Source organism: Paenibacillus oceani, from assembly GCF_014705615.1.
In the GTDB taxonomy this organism is placed as follows: Bacteria; Bacillota; Bacilli; order Paenibacillales; family NBRC-103111; genus Paenibacillus_AB; species Paenibacillus_AB oceani.
Genome location: NZ_JACXJA010000003.1, coordinates 284,945 through 300,596 on the forward strand (window position 1 = coordinate 284,945; position 15,652 = coordinate 300,596).

Here is a 15,652-nt window from a genome sequence, read left to right on the forward strand (position 1 = left end):
GGTGACTCAAACAAATTATTCTCATTCACCGATTAACGGATCGGGCAGAGGGGAATACTACCATGTATGCGATAAAAAACGAAGCTGCGGCAGTTGATGTCGGTTTTGGAATGCTTACGAAGACAGCTTTTCTTTCAGAAAAGCTCAGCAATGCTTACGAAGACAGCTTTTTCTCCGAAAAAGCTTTTAGGAGGGGTAACCATGAGTTTAAGCATCATTCTGATGATCATCCAGGTGTTTTTCGCCATCGTGATCGGGCTGTATTTCTGGAACTTGCTGCGCAACCAGCAAACGAACCGGACCGCCGTCGACCGGGAATCCCGGAAAGAAATGGATAAGCTGCGCAAGCTTCGCTCCGTCTCGTTGACGAAGCCGCTTGCGGAGAAGACGCGCCCGACGGCACTCGGCGACATTATCGGTCAAAAGGAGGGGCTGCGCGCGCTTAAGGCGGCTCTGTGCGGTCCGAATCCGCAACACGTCCTCATATACGGTCCTCCCGGAGTAGGCAAAACGGCAGCGGCGCGGGTCATTCTCGAGGAAGCGAAAAAGAACGCCTCGTCCCCGTTCCGGTTCGACGCCAAGTTTGTGGAAATGGATGCGACTACGGCGAGGTTTGACGAGCGGGGCATCGCTGACCCGTTGATCGGATCGGTTCACGATCCGATTTATCAGGGCGCCGGAGCGATGGGCGTGGCGGGCATTCCGCAGCCGAAAGCGGGAGCCGTCACGAAGGCGCATGGCGGAATGTTGTTTATCGACGAGATCGGTGAATTGCATCCGATTCAAATGAATAAATTATTAAAAGTGCTGGAAGACCGCAAAGTGTTTTTGGAAAGCGCGTATTACAATTCGGAGGATATGAACATTCCGAGCTACATCCATGACATTTTTCAAAACGGTCTGCCCGCCGACTTTCGGCTGGTCGGAGCGACGACGCGGACGCCCCAGGAAATTCCGCCGGCGATCCGGTCGCGTTGCATGGAAATCTTTTTCCGTCCGCTTCTGCCCGATGAGATCGGTCAAATCGCGCGCAACGCGGTATTGAAGATCGGACTGAAAGAGACGCCGTCCGCCATCGAAGTCGTGCAGAAATATGCGACCAATGGCCGCGAAGCCGTCAATATTATCCAACTGGCCGCAGGCATCGCGATGACCGAGCAGCGGAGCGAGCTGACGGCGGCGGATGTCGAATGGGTCGTGAACAGCAGCCAGTTGACGCCCCGTCCGGAGAAGAAGATTCCGCCTGAACCGCAAATCGGCTTCGTGAACGGTCTTGCCGTATACGGTCCGAATATGGGGACGCTGCTGGAAATCGAGGTGACGTCGCTGCCGGCCTCCAAGCCCAAAGGCGGTACGTTTACGATCACAGGGGTAGTCGACGAAGAAGAGATGGGCGGGGGTTCCAAGACGCTTCGCCGCAAAAGCATGGCGCGTGGCTCGATCGAGAACGTGCTGACCGTCCTCCGCCGATTGGGGATGCGTCCGGACGACTACGATCTGCATATCAATTTCCCGGGAGGCATCCCGATCGACGGTCCCTCGGCCGGCGTGTCGATGGCGACTGCGATCGCTTCGGCAATCCATCAGATCCCGGTTGACAACAAAATTGCGATGACCGGCGAAGTGAGCATTCACGGCAAAGTGAAGCCGGTAGGCGGTGTCGTGGCCAAGGTGGAGGCGGCTTTCCAGGCGGGCGCGACCAAGGTCATCATTCCGAAGGAAAACTGGCAGGAAATTTTCGCGGGCTTAAACGGGCTGCAGGTGCTTGCCGTCGATACGGTCGATGAAGTGCTTCAGCATGCGCTCGGCATTCGCAACGAGGATGCTTCGTTCGGCGTGCCGAACGGGACGGATGTACTGATCGCTTCGCCGCTTCCGTACTTGCAGGCCAGACCCGAATCATAATTCAGGCACGCTGCGTTCAGACGGCGTTGGACCTGCTATAAGGAATCGATGCCGCTCTAGGCGTCCGCTTCCAAAGTATCGCTTTGCCGTATCCCGGTTTCGCCAGAAGCTCGTGGGTGCGGCAAATTGGTGTTTTTATCTAGGTTTTGATAAAATGATGAACAAGTGATGAACACTGATGTGGAAAGAAAGCAATAAACTTGTGAACACTCGCCCCTCGCGATCGTCCGGGGGAGCTCCGTAAAGTTTCTGGAGGTGCAGAGCATTGGGACTGAACAAAGCGAAAGTGCGCCGCTTGCCCCTTCTACCGCTGCGTAGCCTAATTGTATATCCGAGCATGGTTCTGCCTCTGGACGTCGGCCGCGAAAAATCGGTTAAGGCGCTGGAGCAGGCGATGGTAGACGACGAAATGATACTCCTCTGTTCGCAGTCGGAGATTAACATTGAAGAACCGCAAAAAGACGACATTTACCAGATCGGGACGATCTCCAAAGTGCGGCAAATGCTCAAGCTGCCGAACGGGACGATCCGCGTGCTGGTGGAGGGCGTCGTCCGCGCCGAGATCGTGGAATACGTATCCAACACAGACTATTACGAAGTGACCGTCAAGGAGCTGCCGGAGCAGGAAACGACTGATCCCGAGATCGATGCGCTTATGAGAACGGTGCGGAACCAGTTCGAGCATTACATCAATCTGTCCAAAAAAGTAACGCCGGAGACGCTCGCCGCCATTTCTGACATTCACGAGCCCGGCCGGCTGGCCGACGTCATCACGAGTCACCTGCCCCTGAAAATTAAAGACAAGCAGGAAATTCTCGAAACGGTGGAAGTGCGGGAGCGGTTGGAAAAGCTACTCAATTTTTTGAGCAACGAGCGCGAAGTGCTGGAGCTTGAGCGGAAAATCAACCAGCGCGTCAAAAAGCAAATGGAAAAGACGCAAAAGGAATATTATTTGCGCGAACAGATGAAGGCGATCCAGAAGGAGCTCGGCGAGAAGGAAGGCCGCGCGGGGGAAGCCGAGGAACTGCGTTCCCAGCTTGAGGAAGCCGGAGTGCCGGAGAAGGTCCGGGAGAAAATCGACAAAGAGATCGACCGGCTGGAGAAAATGCCGGCAACCTCGGCGGAAGGGGCGGTTATCCGCAACTACGTCGATTGGCTACTGGCCCTCCCTTGGTCCAAACGGACGGAGGACGACCTCGATATCAACAAAGCGGAGGACGTGCTGAACGAGGATCACTACGGGCTGGAGAAGCCGAAGGAGCGGGTGCTCGAATATTTGGCGGTCCAGCAGCTCGTACAGAAGATGAAAGGACCGATTCTCTGTCTGGTCGGCCCCCCGGGTGTCGGCAAAACGTCGATCGCCCGTTCCATCGCGCGTTCGCTGAACCGCAACTTCATCCGGATTTCGCTCGGCGGGGTGCGCGACGAGGCGGAAATCCGCGGACATCGCCGTACGTACGTAGGCGCGATGCCGGGCCGGATTATTCAAGGGCTCAAAAACGCCGGAAGCAACAATCCGGTCATGCTGCTCGACGAAATTGACAAGATGTCGATGGATTTCCGGGGCGATCCCGCTTCCGCCTTGCTGGAGGTGCTCGATCCCGAGCAAAACGGCACTTTTAGCGATCATTATATCGAACTGCCTTTCGATTTGTCGAACGTCATGTTCGTCACGACGGCCAACGCCGTCCACAATATTCCGCGCCCGCTGCTCGACCGGATGGAGATGCTATACATTCCGGGTTATACCGAGCTGGAGAAACTGCAGATCGGCATCCGGTATCTTCTGCCGAAGCAGATCAAAGATCACGGGCTGACCGTGGATCAGGTGAGAATCGGCGAAGAGACGCTGATGAAGGTGGTCCGCGAATATACGAGGGAAGCCGGCGTCCGTAACCTCGAGCAGCAGATCGCCACGCTCTGCCGCAAATCGGCCAAGGAGATCGTATCCGGGGAGAAGACGACGATCGAGATTACGCCGGACAACTTGAAGGACTATCTTGGGCCGGCGAAATTCCGCGTGAATCTGGCGGATCAGAACGATCAGGTCGGAGCGGTCAACGGACTCGCCTGGACGGAAGTGGGCGGTGATACGCTCGTCATCGAGGTGACGGTTATGCCGGGCAGCGGCAAGCTGACCTTAACCGGCAAGCTGGGCGACGTCATGAAGGAGTCGGCGCAGGCCGCCTTCAGCTATACGCGCTCCAAGGCCGAGCAGCTTTCGATTGCCCCTGATTTTCATGAGAAAAACGATATTCATATCCATATTCCCGAAGGCGCGATTCCGAAAGACGGCCCTTCGGCGGGCATCACGATGGCGACTGCGCTGATCTCGGCATTGACGAACATTCCGGTATCCAAATCGGTTGCGATGACCGGAGAGATCACGCTGCGCGGTCGTGTGTTGCCGATCGGAGGACTGAAGGAAAAGTCGTTGGCCGCCCATCGCGCCGGGGTCAAAAAAATATTGCTTCCGAAAGACAACGAGAAAGATTTGCAGGACATTCCGGAGACCGTCCGCAATGAGCTGACGTTCGTTCCGGTTCACCATATGGACCAGGTGCTGGAGCACGCGCTCGTCAGACCTGTGTCGATCGGGTGACGGGAGAGGGGAAACAACGGTGAACGTAACACAAGCGGAATTCGTCATCAGCGCGGTCGGACCGGCGCAGTATCCGGAAGAGGGGCTGCCGGAGATCGCGCTGGCCGGGCGGTCCAACGTAGGGAAATCATCGCTGATCAACAAAATGATCCAGCGCAAAAATTTGGCCAGAACGAGCTCGCAGCCCGGTAAAACGCAAACGCTCAACTTTTACAAAATCAACGGGGAGCTGTATTTCGTCGACCTCCCCGGGTACGGGTATGCCAAAGTATCCCGTACCCAGAGGGAGCAGTGGGGGAAATTTATCGAGCAGTATTTGCTCCAGCGGGACCGGCTGCGCCTGCTGCTGCTGCTCGTAGACGCCCGTCATCCGCCTACCCGCGATGATGTGAGCATGTACGACTGGCTCACGCATTTCAGCATTCCTGTATGCGTAGTGGCGACCAAAGCGGACAAAATACCGCGGAGCCAGTGGCAGAAGCACGTGAAGCAGGTGAAAGAAACGCTGTTCATGCGCGGCAGCGACCCGCTCGTCTTGTTTTCGTCGGAGACCGGGCTCGGCAAAGATGAGCTATGGGCGATCATTCAGCAGCATACGGAAGTGGGACAGCCAGCTCCCCAAGCGGCACCTGAAGCGGACTGACATCAGTCCGCTTTGTTTGGGTCCGCAGGAGTCACCGGCACATCATCCTCAGCCCGATCGGGGCTTTCCCGGAGGAGACGGAATTAACTGCGGATCTGCGAGTAAAAGCCCGTAGGAAGGACTGAAAGAACGCATGAAGACGGCCCGCTCAGCAATCCAAAGTTTCTACGGACCGCTGCGGGATTTCGAGAAGTTTGGGGAAGAAACCGAGAGATCGGTGCGACTGGCGGTAATTCTTCCGGTTCGCAGCCGATTTTTCTGAATTTTGCTTGTTTTCAGCGAAAAAAAAGCAGGAATAATGATTCACGATATAGTATAATAAATTAAGGTAAGAGCAAAAATTAGCGGATTTTCGAAATCAGAAAGCGCATCAGGTTCACGGGTTTAAAAAATAGAATCGAGGGATTTTTATGGCTCAGCGGTTAGCGACGGAATATGTCAAAACCTGCTTGACTTTATCGGAAGCCGAAATGATCCAGTTTATCAAGTTGTTTGACGTACAGGATGTTCAATTGGAAGTTCAGGTGCAAGTAACGGAGAACGGCAGTCAGGAGATCGTACTCAGAGACGATTCCGGCGAAGAAGTTAGTCTCACGTTCGAACGCCGTCAGGGCAAGTATGTGTGTGAAGGCTCATGCCGTGTCAGCAATCCGAAGCTGTCCAACCTGATTCGCAAGGCGGTGTCGCAGTTCAAGGGTGATGCGATCGTCAACCGGATTTACCCTGCCTTCACGATGAAATACGTCTACAAAAGAGGCTCAGTCGTACAAATATCCGAAATTACATCCGGTAAACATAAGCTAGTCTACGAATACAAGGACACGGTAGGCCAACTGGAACGATTGTACCGCCAGCAAAATGTGGAACTTCAAATCTCCAGCGTATATTCCCAAATCGATCAATTGCTAGACGAACGGAACCGTTCAGACAGCGCATCCGGCCAGCGGAGCGTGGACGAACAATTGGCGCGGCTCGCGCACAAACTGTTCGAATTGGAAGCATAACCGAACCCTAACTTGGAAAGCAAAGAGCCGCAAGGCTCTTTTTTTGTTGCACCGGCAATTAGATATGAAGCGGAAATAGGACTTCCGTTAATGCTGCTGCATACGGAATTTTCCCGCTATAGCGGAAGTTTTGTTTCCCTTATTCGGGATGTTTATACTCTCAAGGGCGAATATATGGGGAATAACGGAACAATAATTTCCGCTAAACGTCGATTTCCTGCTGTGGCCAACAAATAACGGAAGTAAAACTTCCGGAAAGAAGCTTCACAGGGTGCAAGGGAGACCGGAGACCGGATATTGCCGCTTATGTTGCGGAGCGACAGCAACACGACTGCCGGCGAGCCGCTCAACCATGCGGCTTAGACAACGGGTTCCTTCTGCATTCGGGCGTGCATATGCTGAGGAGCTGCAAGACAAATGATTTTGCGGCAGCCGGACAAAAAATTCGAAACTTGGGCGTATCCTGTATCGTATAACAGTTTTAACGACGCTTATGAAGGGGGAACGGACATGAAGTGGCTGGATTTGCTTAAGGAAGGTGCTTCCCGTGCCGCAGACAAGGCTCAGCGAACGGTGGAAATCACACGGACGGCCGCCAATATAGCAGGCAAGCGAAAGCAGATCCGCAGCCTTCATGGCGGGATGGGCGCGGCGGTGTACGAGGCTTACAGAGAAGGCGACTTTACCGCAGCCGCTCCGGAGGTCGTCCGCATCTCGGCGCTGATCGAGTCGCTGGAGAGGGAGATCGGCGCACTGGAGCTGGAGCTGCAGCGGCTGAACAAGGAGAAGACATGCGCCTGCGGCAAGGTGGTGCCGTACGGAGCGAGATTTTGTCCGGATTGCGGCAAACGGTTCGAGACCGCCCCCGAGATGATCGAAGAAGCCGTGGAGGTGGAAGCGACCCTGCGCTGCGTCCGCTGCGACACGGAGCTTGATATCGGCGACCGGTTTTGTTTGCGGTGCGGCTCCGATCAGACTGAGGACGCGCTGGTCCGGGACCCGGACCCCGATGCGCAGCCGAAGCCATAGATAACGCCGGGTGTACAAGGCATCGGAAATAGGTTCCAAAAACAGCTTTTCCGCAAGCGGAACGAGGCACCAACCGCTCTCGGCCAACATACTGTGACTACGGGAATAAAGAGGGGAGGAGCCCAACTTGTTCCTTAACAAAAAAAACTATTGCATTTCTGGGCAATAGATGTTATTTTTATTCTCGTTGAAAACAATATAGGAACCAGGATTCACTCAGGACATGTAATGTTTCGAGAGATTATTCCCTCGAGAAGTGAATGACGTAGGTCCTAGCGGATGAAATCCAACAATTTTATTCCTAGGAAGGGGGAACCGAAAGATGGAATACTCGACTTTCGGAAGACACGTTGCTGTTGATACTTGGGGAGCTGACTTTGGCAAGCTGAACAATGCTGAGTGGCTTCAAGCGCAAATGGTAGAAGCTGCTGAGGTGTGCGGCGCAACCGTTTTGTCGGTTCAGTCCAAGCAGTTCGAGCCTCAAGGGGCAACCGTGCTGGTTTTGCTTTCAGAGAGCCACATCTCGATCCACACGTATCCTGAGAAAGGATTCGCGGCCCTCGATTGTTATACGTGCGGGGAAACCGTCGATCCGCAGGCGGCTATCGACTATCTGGTTTCCGTACTGAAGCCTGAGCGCACTTATGCTAAGAAATTGATTCGCGGTCTCGGTGAGATGACAGTAGAATCCCCGGTCATGAATCAGGCAGCTTTGGTCAAATAACGGAACGGTCAGTACCAACATTTATTGAATAGAGAACAGACGATAACCATGGGAAACCATGGTTATTTGTTTTTTACCGGGCCATTGTGCGGTTACCAGGTTCGTCATACGCCGGTAGATCACGCGCCGCGCCTCGGATGGTTAACGAAGGGGGAGACAACCAAAGCCAAGGGCAAACGGCGGATTCCGGGGATTTTTTTGAAGTTCGTCCCATACAATGGAACGGGAAGGATGGTGCGTATGGGACGAAGAGCCGGATGGAGAAAGTTTGGGGTATGGGTCGTACTGTTTGTGCTGATCGTATGGCCGGTATACCGGATATACGGGTATTTCACGCAGCATGAAGCCTCTTACGATGCTTCGCTGCTGTTGTACCAGGTGTCCCAGTTTCAGGTGGAGCTGCTGAACAGCTCGTTGTCGGAGGCCGGCAAGGCTGGCACGACGAACGAACTGGATTCGTTGCGGCTGACCGCTTTTTCGGCCGGTTATACGCACGAGCGGCTCGTGCTGGCGCTGGGGCAATCGAAGCTGACGAAACTCGCCTCGATCGAGCAGCTCGTTCAGTTCGTTACCCGCCTGCAGATCGGAGGAGACCGGGCGCTGAAGCAGGAGGAGCGGGATACGTTCAGCAAAGCGTCGCTCCTTGTAAAGCAAATCTACGAAGTGTACGGGAAGCTGCTGACTAGCGGCGGCAGAACGGTATCGTCACAAAACGACAAGCTGACGGGGCTCGACAAGGAATTGGAGGAGCTGCTCAGAAAACGTCTGCTGCGATAGGCGGACGACAGCCGTATACCGGAACGTTTTTCCGATAAGACTAGAGGAGAACGAAGTAAAACGGTGTCATCATTTAGTCAAACTTTGCTCTTTTGCATTTGTCGAACTGTGATATAATGAAGAATGATTCTAATGTGCCGGAAAGGCAGGTGAATGCGATGCACATCATTGCGGTAGGTCTGAATTACCGGACGGCTCCCGTCGAGATCCGAGAACGGTTCGCTTTTGACGAACAATATCTTCCTATGGCCCTGCAGCAGTTAAAGGAAACGAAGAGCATACTGGAGTGCGTCATCGTAAGCACCTGCAACCGGACGGAAATCTATGCGGTCGTTGACCGTTTGTATATGTGCGGTCATTACGTGCGCAATTTTCTTGAGAAGTGGTTCCGCATTCCACGGGAGCGGATGAAGGATTATTTATATATTTACGAGGACAGGCAGGCAATCGAGCATCTGTTCCGGGTGACCAGCGGCCTCGATTCGATGGTGATCGGCGAGACCCAGATACTCGGGCAGGTGCGGGATGCGTTTCTGAAAGCCCAGGCGCAGAAAGCGACGGGAACGATGTTTAATACGCTGTTCAAGCAAGCCGTCACGATGGCTAAGCGGGCGCACTCCGAGACGTCGATCGGTGAGAATCCGGTTTCGGTCAGCTATGCGGCGGTTGAACTCGGCAAGCGGATATTCGGCGATTTTCAGGGGAAGACGGTGCTTCTCGTAGGCGCCGGCAAGATGAGCGAGCTGACGCTGAAGCATCTGACCGCCGGAGGCGCCGAGAAAGTAGTCGTCGTGAACCGGACTTACGAGAAAGCGGTCGAGCTCGCCTCCAAGACGAACGGGACGGCCCGGCCGATCGAGAAGCTGCCGGAGGAGCTTGCGAAGGCGGACGTCGTCATCAGCTCCACGGGCGCAGCCGGATTCGTTCTGACCCGGGAGACGGTGCGTATGGCGATGAGCGCCAGAAAATCCCGGCCGTTGTTTATGATCGACATTGCCGTTCCGCGGGATATTGAGCCGGGCATTTCGGAATTGTCCAACGTGTATTTGTACGACATAGACGATTTGGAGTTTATTGTGGAGACGAACCTGAACGAACGCCGCAAGGAAGCGCTGAAGATCGAGGCTATGGTCGAGAAGGAGATCGAAGCGTTCGAACAGTGGTACAAGCTGCTCGGAGTGAGTCCGGTGATCCGGGCGCTTCAGGAAAAGTCGGTGGCGATTCACGAGGAGACGATGTCCAGCATGCTGAACAAGCTGCCGGGACTCGGCGAACGGGAGGTTGATGTAATCCGCAAGCTGACCAAAAGCATGCTGAACCAAATGATGCGCGACCCGATCATGCGCGTGAAAGAGCTGGCAGCCGAACGCCGCGGTGAGGAAGCGCTCGACATGTTCACCCATCTGTTCGCCCTGGAGCAGCGTCTGGCCGATGCCGCAAGCGCTGAAGAAGCCCGGAAGGCGGCAGTCAAAGCGGCAGCAGCCGAGCAGCAGAGCAAGGAAGCGATAGCCGGGCCGGACGATCGCGACCGGAAGCAGCGGATTGCGATAGCAGCCGGCGAACTGCTTGCCCACTCGTAAGAGGGTCATCCGATGCCGGGAAGCACATGGTTTTACGACGCGATTTTGTATATATACGCCCTGAGCCTGCTGTTTTCTTTCTCCGATATGGCAACCAAAAACCGGAGTGCAAAGCGGATGGGAACAGGGCTGCTTGCTTTTGTATGGCTGCTGCAAACCGTATTTATCGCCTCCCGGATGTACGAGCACCAGTACGTGCCGGTGATGACGATGTTCGAGGCCTTATTTTTTTATTGCTGGGTGCTGGTCACCATATCCATAATGATGAACTTTTTTCTGAAGCGGCTGGATTTGCTCGTCTTTTTAGTTAATGTGGCCGCTTTTGCTATACTGGCGATTAACATATTCAGCGATCCTTCGGTCACGCCGATCAGTCAGCAATGGGAGGCGAGGGACGAGCTGGTATTTATCCATATTACGCTCGCGATCGCCAGTTACGCGGCATTCATGATCGCTGCGCTGCTCTCGGGTATGTATCTGTTCATGCACCGGCAGTTAAAAGGAAAACGCTGGTCTGCGGTCATGACCCGCTTTCCGAGTCTGGACCGGATCGAAGGTTATACCTACCGGGCGGTGCTGATCGGAGTTCCGCTGCTGATCGCCTCGGTCGCGCTAGGTATCGCCAAGATCGTGCTCGACGGGGATACCCGTCTCCTGGCCGATGCGAAAGTGCTCAGCTCGTTGTTCAGCATTGCGGTGTATGCGTTTTATTTGCTCCAGCGGGTAACGGCCAACCAGACCGGGCCTATGCTGGCGTTTTGGAATCTCGCTGCTTTTACCGCGGCAGTGATTAACTTTCTCGTGTTTAATATGTATTCCGGGTTTCATCACTGGATATGGATGTGAAACGATATGCGAACGTTCTACCCGATCGTGGCCGATCTTGCGGGCAAGCGCTGCCTCGTCGTCGGAGGCGGACGGGTGGCGGAACGTAAAGTCGGCGGCCTGCTGGAAGCTTCAGCGGCCGTTGCCGTCGTTAGTCCACTAATTTCGGATATGATCGCAGCCTGGGAAGCCGAAGGACGGGTGACGGTCGTCCGCCGGGAGTATACAGAGGGCGATGCGGCGGGAGCTTCGCTTGTATTTGCCGCAACCGACAAAAGGGAAGTCAACGAGCGAGTGTATGCGGAGGCGGTTGCGCGGGCGCTTCCGGTGAATGTGGCGGACCGGCCGGACTTGTGCACGTTCGTCGTCCCGGCTGTGATTCGAAGCGGACCGCTTCTCGTGACCGTCTCGACGTCCGGGACGAGTCCGATGGCTTCCGCACGTATTCGGGACCGGATTGAGGAATCGCTTGGCGAGGGGCTCGACCGGTTTCTTGAATTTACGGCGGAATACCGGCTGTCCGTGCACAACAAGGTAAGCGACCCGGGCTTGCGGAGAAAGCTGCTGGCGGAGCTGTTCAGCGACGAAGCGCTGGATGCGGTCAAGGCGGGAGACTGGGGGTCGTTCCGCAGCCGGATGCTGGCCCAATTAAACGAAGCTTAACTACCCTTGCAGGGGAACAAGACAGGCTTCGAGCGGCAGCCATTCGCTCCGCTCGGACTTTAGCGGAAAGGATGATCAGATGCGTACGGTAAAGGTAGGCACGCGCCAAAGCGCGCTCGCTTTAACCCAGACGGGTCAAGTTATCGAGCAACTGCAGCAAGCAAGCGACAAATACGGAATCGAATGCCGGTTTGAACTGAAAAAAATCGTGACCCGGGGCGATCAAATTTTGGACGTCACCTTGTCCAAAGTAGGCGGCAAAGGGTTGTTCGTCAAGGAAATCGAACAGGCGCTGCTGGACGGGGAGATCGACATGGCCGTTCACAGCATGAAGGACATGCCCTGGGAGCGCCAGCCGGGCCTTGCGATCGGCGCCACGCCGAAGCGCGTTGACCCGCGGGACTGTCTGGTCACGCGCGGCGGCATACCGCTGGCTGAGCTGCCTCAGGGAGCGCGCGTCGGCACAAGCAGCCTGCGCCGTTCCTCGCAGCTGCTGGCGTACCGGCCAGATCTGTCGGTCGAATGGATCCGCGGCAATATCGATTCGAGAATCCGCAAGCTGGAGACGGAAGGCTTCGACGCGGTCGTCCTGGCGGCGGCCGGGCTGCACCGGATGGGCTGGGAGGAGCGAATCTCCGATTATGTCTCTCCCGATATTTGTATTCCGGCGGTCGCCCAAGGCGCTTTAGGCATTGAATGCCGCTCGGACGATCCGTTCATACTCGACTTGCTAGGGCGAATCAATGACGGGCACAGCGAACTCGCCGTGAAGGCCGAACGCCAGCTGCTGGGACGGTTGAACGGCGGCTGTCAGATTCCGATCGGAGCGTATGCGGTAATTCGTCAAGAAGGCGGGTCCGGCTCTGCGGTAACGCTCGAGATGACGGCTGTCGTCGGTTCGCCGGACGGTCGTCTGCTGCTCAAGGAATGGGGACAAGGAACCGACCCGATAGCGCTCGGCAATGCGCTGGCGGACCGGCTGCTGGAGCAGGGAGCGGATCGGATCATAGCAGAGCTGAGGGGATGAGGGGACGTTGAAGCAGGAGCAGGGGAAAGTGTATCTCGTCGGGGCGGGCCCCGGCGATCCGAAGCTGATCACGGTGAGGGGACTGGAAGCGATCCAGCGGGCGGATGCCGTCGTATACGACCGGCTCGCCAACCCGAGGCTGCTTCAGCATATGAAACCGGGTGCGGACCCCATATTTGTTGGCAAGCTGCCGGATAAACATATGATCAAACAGGAAGAAATCAACCGGATGCTCGTCGATCTGGCGCTTCAGGGGAAGACGGTTACGAGGCTGAAGGGCGGCGATCCAAGCGTATTCGGGCGCGTCGGCGAAGAGGCGGAACTGCTAGCCGAGCACGGGATCGACTTCGAGATCGTGCCGGGTATTACTTCGGCGATTGCCGTGCCCGCTTATGCGGGCATCCCGGTGACGCATCGGGACTTTACTTCTTCCTTCTCCGTCGTAACGGGCCATGAATATCCGAACAAAACGTATTCCAGCGTCAATTGGGAAAATTTGGCCAACGCGTCGGGAACGATCGTTTTTCTGATGGGCGTCGCCAATATGGATACGATTTGTCAGCAATTGATGGTATACGGCCGCAATCCCGATACGCCGGCCGCGGTGATCCGCATGGGGACCTGGATGGAGCAGCGAACGGTCACAGGAACGCTGGATACGCTGCCCGGGCTCGTGAAAGAAGCCGGACTGACGTCCCCGGCGATTATTATCGTAGGCGATGTCGTCAAGCTGCGGGCCAAGCTGGCCTGGTTCGAGAAGCGGCCGCTGTTCGGCAAAAGGGTGCTCGTCACCCGGGCCAGAGAACAGGCGAGCGAGCTCGTCCGGCAAATCGAGGAGAAGGGCGGGGAAGCGATCGAATTTCCCGTCATCCGGATCAGGCGGCCGGAGGGCGAAGCGGCGGCAAGGACGCTGGACGAGGCGATCCGCAGGCTCGAGGATTACGATTGGGTGTTGTTCACGAGCGTGAATGGAGTCGATTATACGTTCGAGCGGATGGCCGAGCTGCGGATGGATGTCCGTACGATGCATCGTGCCAAAATCGCCGCCGTCGGCCCGAAAACGCAGGAAGCGCTGCTAAACCGGGGCCTTGTGGCCGATCTGGTGCCAAGCGGCAGCTTCCAGGCCGAGTCGATGCTGGAGCTGCTGCTCCAGTTCGTCAAACCCGGCGAGCACGTCTTCCTGCCCAAAAGCGATCTGTCCCGTCCGGTGCTGGCTGAGGGGCTTCGGCGCTTCGGAGCCCGGGTGACGGAAGCGAACGTATATGAAAACGTACTGTCGCTCGAAGGCGGAGACCTGGCTCTCGGGATGCTCCGGGCGGGAGCAATACATGCCGTCACCTTCACGAGCTCCTCCACCGTTACCAATGTTCTGGAGGCGCTTGGCAAGCTGGGGGAAGCCGACCCGGTCGGGCTGCTGAACCGGATCGAGCTGTATTCCATCGGACCGGTTACGGCCGAGACCGCAGCCAAAGCCGGACTGCATATCCACGCCACCGCAGAGCAATCGACCGTCGCTTCGCTGGTCGAGGCGATCGTTCACAAGGGCAGCCAGGTCGGCTCCCCCGCAGACGAAAACACCGTCCCCGAACAACTTGGAAAGGAATGAACCTCCATGAGTTTTCCGATTACACGCAACCGCAGACTGCGCACGTCGGCGGCACTGCGCAGCATAGTAAGAGAGACGCGGCTGACCGCGCATGACCTCATCTATCCGATATTCGTAACCGAAGGGTCCGGCGTACGGGAAGAAATCGTCTCGATGCCGGGCGTCTACCATCTGTCGATCGATCTGCTTGAGGCGGAAATCCGCGAAGTGGCCGAACTCGGCATTCAAGCGGTGCTGCTGTTCGGCGTGCCGGATCATAAAGATGAGGTCGGCTCGGAAGCGTACGGCAACAATTCGATCGTGCAGCGGGCTACCCGCAAAATCAAAGAATGGCAGCCGGATCTGCTCGTTGTAGCGGATACTTGCTTGTGCCAGTTCACGAGCCACGGCCATTGCGGCATCGTCCGCCAAGACGAGAGCACGGGACGCGCTGACGTCGACAACGACGCTTCGCTCGCTCTGCTCGTCAAGACCGCCGTCTCCCAGGCACAGGCCGGAGCGGATATTATCGCTCCTTCCAATATGATGGACGGTTTCGTGCAGGCGATTCGTACCGGTCTCGACGATGCGGGATTCGAACATGTGCCGATCATGTCGTATTCGGTTAAGTACGCTTCGGCGTTTTACGGCCCGTTCCGCGATGCAGCCCACTCGGCCCCGCAGTTCGGCGACCGCAAGACGTATCAGATGGACCCGGCCAACGTCCGGGAAGCGCTGCGCGAGGCGGAGAGCGATGTCGTCGAAGGCGCGGACATGCTGATGGTGAAGCCGGCACTCGCGTATATGGACGTGATCCGTCTGCTGAAGGAGCAGTTCGACCTGCCGGTCGTCGCCTACAACGTAAGCGCCGAATATTCGATGGTGAAAGCGGCCGCGAGGCAAGGCTGGCTCGACGAGAAAGCGATCGTGCTGGAAACGCTGCTCGGGATGAAGCGCGCCGGCGCGGACATCATCATCACCTATTTCGCCAAGGACGCTGCGCGCTGGCTGCAGGAGCGGTAAGAGCGCGTCATCCATGACGACGACCGCTTCATAGGATAGATTTTGAGCAAAGCCCGGAAGTTCCGATTGCGGAACTTTCGGGTTTTTGTTTTACGCCCGTCTGTTTAATTTCATTAAAGCGCTAACCGAACCGAGACATTCTGAACCAAGGAATGCTACCTCTTACGCGGGGTCATGCATCGTCGTGGCACAGGCTTCGTTTAGAAACTTTTCTTATAAGCATAGTTTAAGTAAGAATAGCTAAGCTCCGCACCGGACTCAGCGT

The 15,652-nt window shown here is 56.2% G+C and carries 13 protein-coding genes; all 13 read left to right on the forward strand.

All coding sequences use genetic code 11. The features are described from left to right. The first annotated feature begins 201 nt into the window (after positions 1-201). Positions 202-1,905 carry an ATP-dependent protease LonB gene (lonB, locus tag IDH45_RS03080; RefSeq protein ID WP_190924542.1) on the forward strand — a complete coding sequence of 568 codons (1,704 nt, stop codon included), beginning with the start codon at positions 202-204 and terminating at the stop codon, positions 1,903-1,905. A gap of 265 nt (positions 1,906-2,170) precedes the next feature. After that, positions 2,171-4,507, forward strand: coding sequence for an endopeptidase La (gene lon, locus IDH45_RS03085; RefSeq protein WP_190924544.1), 2,337 nt, complete (start codon positions 2,171-2,173; stop codon positions 4,505-4,507). Between the two features lie 19 nt (positions 4,508-4,526). After that, a complete protein-coding gene (yihA, locus tag IDH45_RS03090) occupies positions 4,527-5,150 on the forward strand; it encodes a ribosome biogenesis GTP-binding protein YihA/YsxC (protein ID WP_190924546.1) in 624 nt (207 codons plus the stop codon). A gap of 410 nt (positions 5,151-5,560) precedes the next feature. Continuing rightward, positions 5,561-6,154: a non-ribosomal peptide synthetase module gene (locus IDH45_RS03095; RefSeq protein WP_190924548.1), complete on the forward strand. Its 594-nt coding sequence runs from the start codon at positions 5,561-5,563 to the stop codon at positions 6,152-6,154. 417 nt (positions 6,155-6,571) lie between these two features. Next, entirely contained in the window at positions 6,572-7,183 is a 612-nt protein-coding gene (locus IDH45_RS03100; RefSeq protein ID WP_190924550.1) for a zinc ribbon domain-containing protein, read from the forward strand. Between the two features lie 322 nt (positions 7,184-7,505). After that, complete coding sequence (speD, locus tag IDH45_RS03105) at positions 7,506-7,907, forward strand: adenosylmethionine decarboxylase (protein ID WP_190924551.1); 402 nt, start codon at positions 7,506-7,508, stop codon at positions 7,905-7,907. A 240-nt stretch (positions 7,908-8,147) separates the two neighbouring features. Next, positions 8,148-8,684: a hypothetical protein gene (locus IDH45_RS03110; protein WP_190924553.1), complete on the forward strand. Its 537-nt coding sequence runs from the start codon at positions 8,148-8,150 to the stop codon at positions 8,682-8,684. Between the two features lie 158 nt (positions 8,685-8,842). Beyond that, positions 8,843-10,264, forward strand: a complete 1,422-nt coding sequence (gene hemA / locus IDH45_RS03115; protein WP_190924756.1) for a glutamyl-tRNA reductase — start codon at positions 8,843-8,845, stop codon at positions 10,262-10,264. Positions 10,265-10,276: 12 nt separating this feature from the next. After that, positions 10,277-11,110 (forward strand): cytochrome C assembly family protein, encoded by an 834-nt coding sequence (locus IDH45_RS03120; protein ID WP_190924555.1) that lies wholly within the window; start codon positions 10,277-10,279, stop codon positions 11,108-11,110. A gap of 6 nt (positions 11,111-11,116) precedes the next feature. Beyond that, positions 11,117-11,752, forward strand: coding sequence for a precorrin-2 dehydrogenase/sirohydrochlorin ferrochelatase family protein (locus IDH45_RS03125; protein ID WP_190924557.1), 636 nt, complete (start codon positions 11,117-11,119; stop codon positions 11,750-11,752). A gap of 79 nt (positions 11,753-11,831) precedes the next feature. Beyond that, positions 11,832-12,779, forward strand: a complete 948-nt coding sequence (gene hemC, locus IDH45_RS03130; RefSeq protein WP_190924559.1) for a hydroxymethylbilane synthase — start codon at positions 11,832-11,834, stop codon at positions 12,777-12,779. A 7-nt stretch (positions 12,780-12,786) separates the two neighbouring features. Then, the gene (gene cobA / locus IDH45_RS03135) at positions 12,787-14,385 is read left to right on the forward strand and encodes a uroporphyrinogen-III C-methyltransferase (RefSeq protein WP_190924561.1); all 1,599 of its coding nucleotides are present in this window, start codon (positions 12,787-12,789) and stop codon (positions 14,383-14,385) included. A 6-nt stretch (positions 14,386-14,391) separates the two neighbouring features. Then, on the forward strand, positions 14,392-15,387 hold the full coding sequence (gene hemB, locus IDH45_RS03140; RefSeq protein WP_190924563.1) for a porphobilinogen synthase: 996 nt from the start codon (positions 14,392-14,394) through the stop codon (positions 15,385-15,387). The last annotated feature ends 265 nt before the right edge of the window (positions 15,388-15,652 follow it).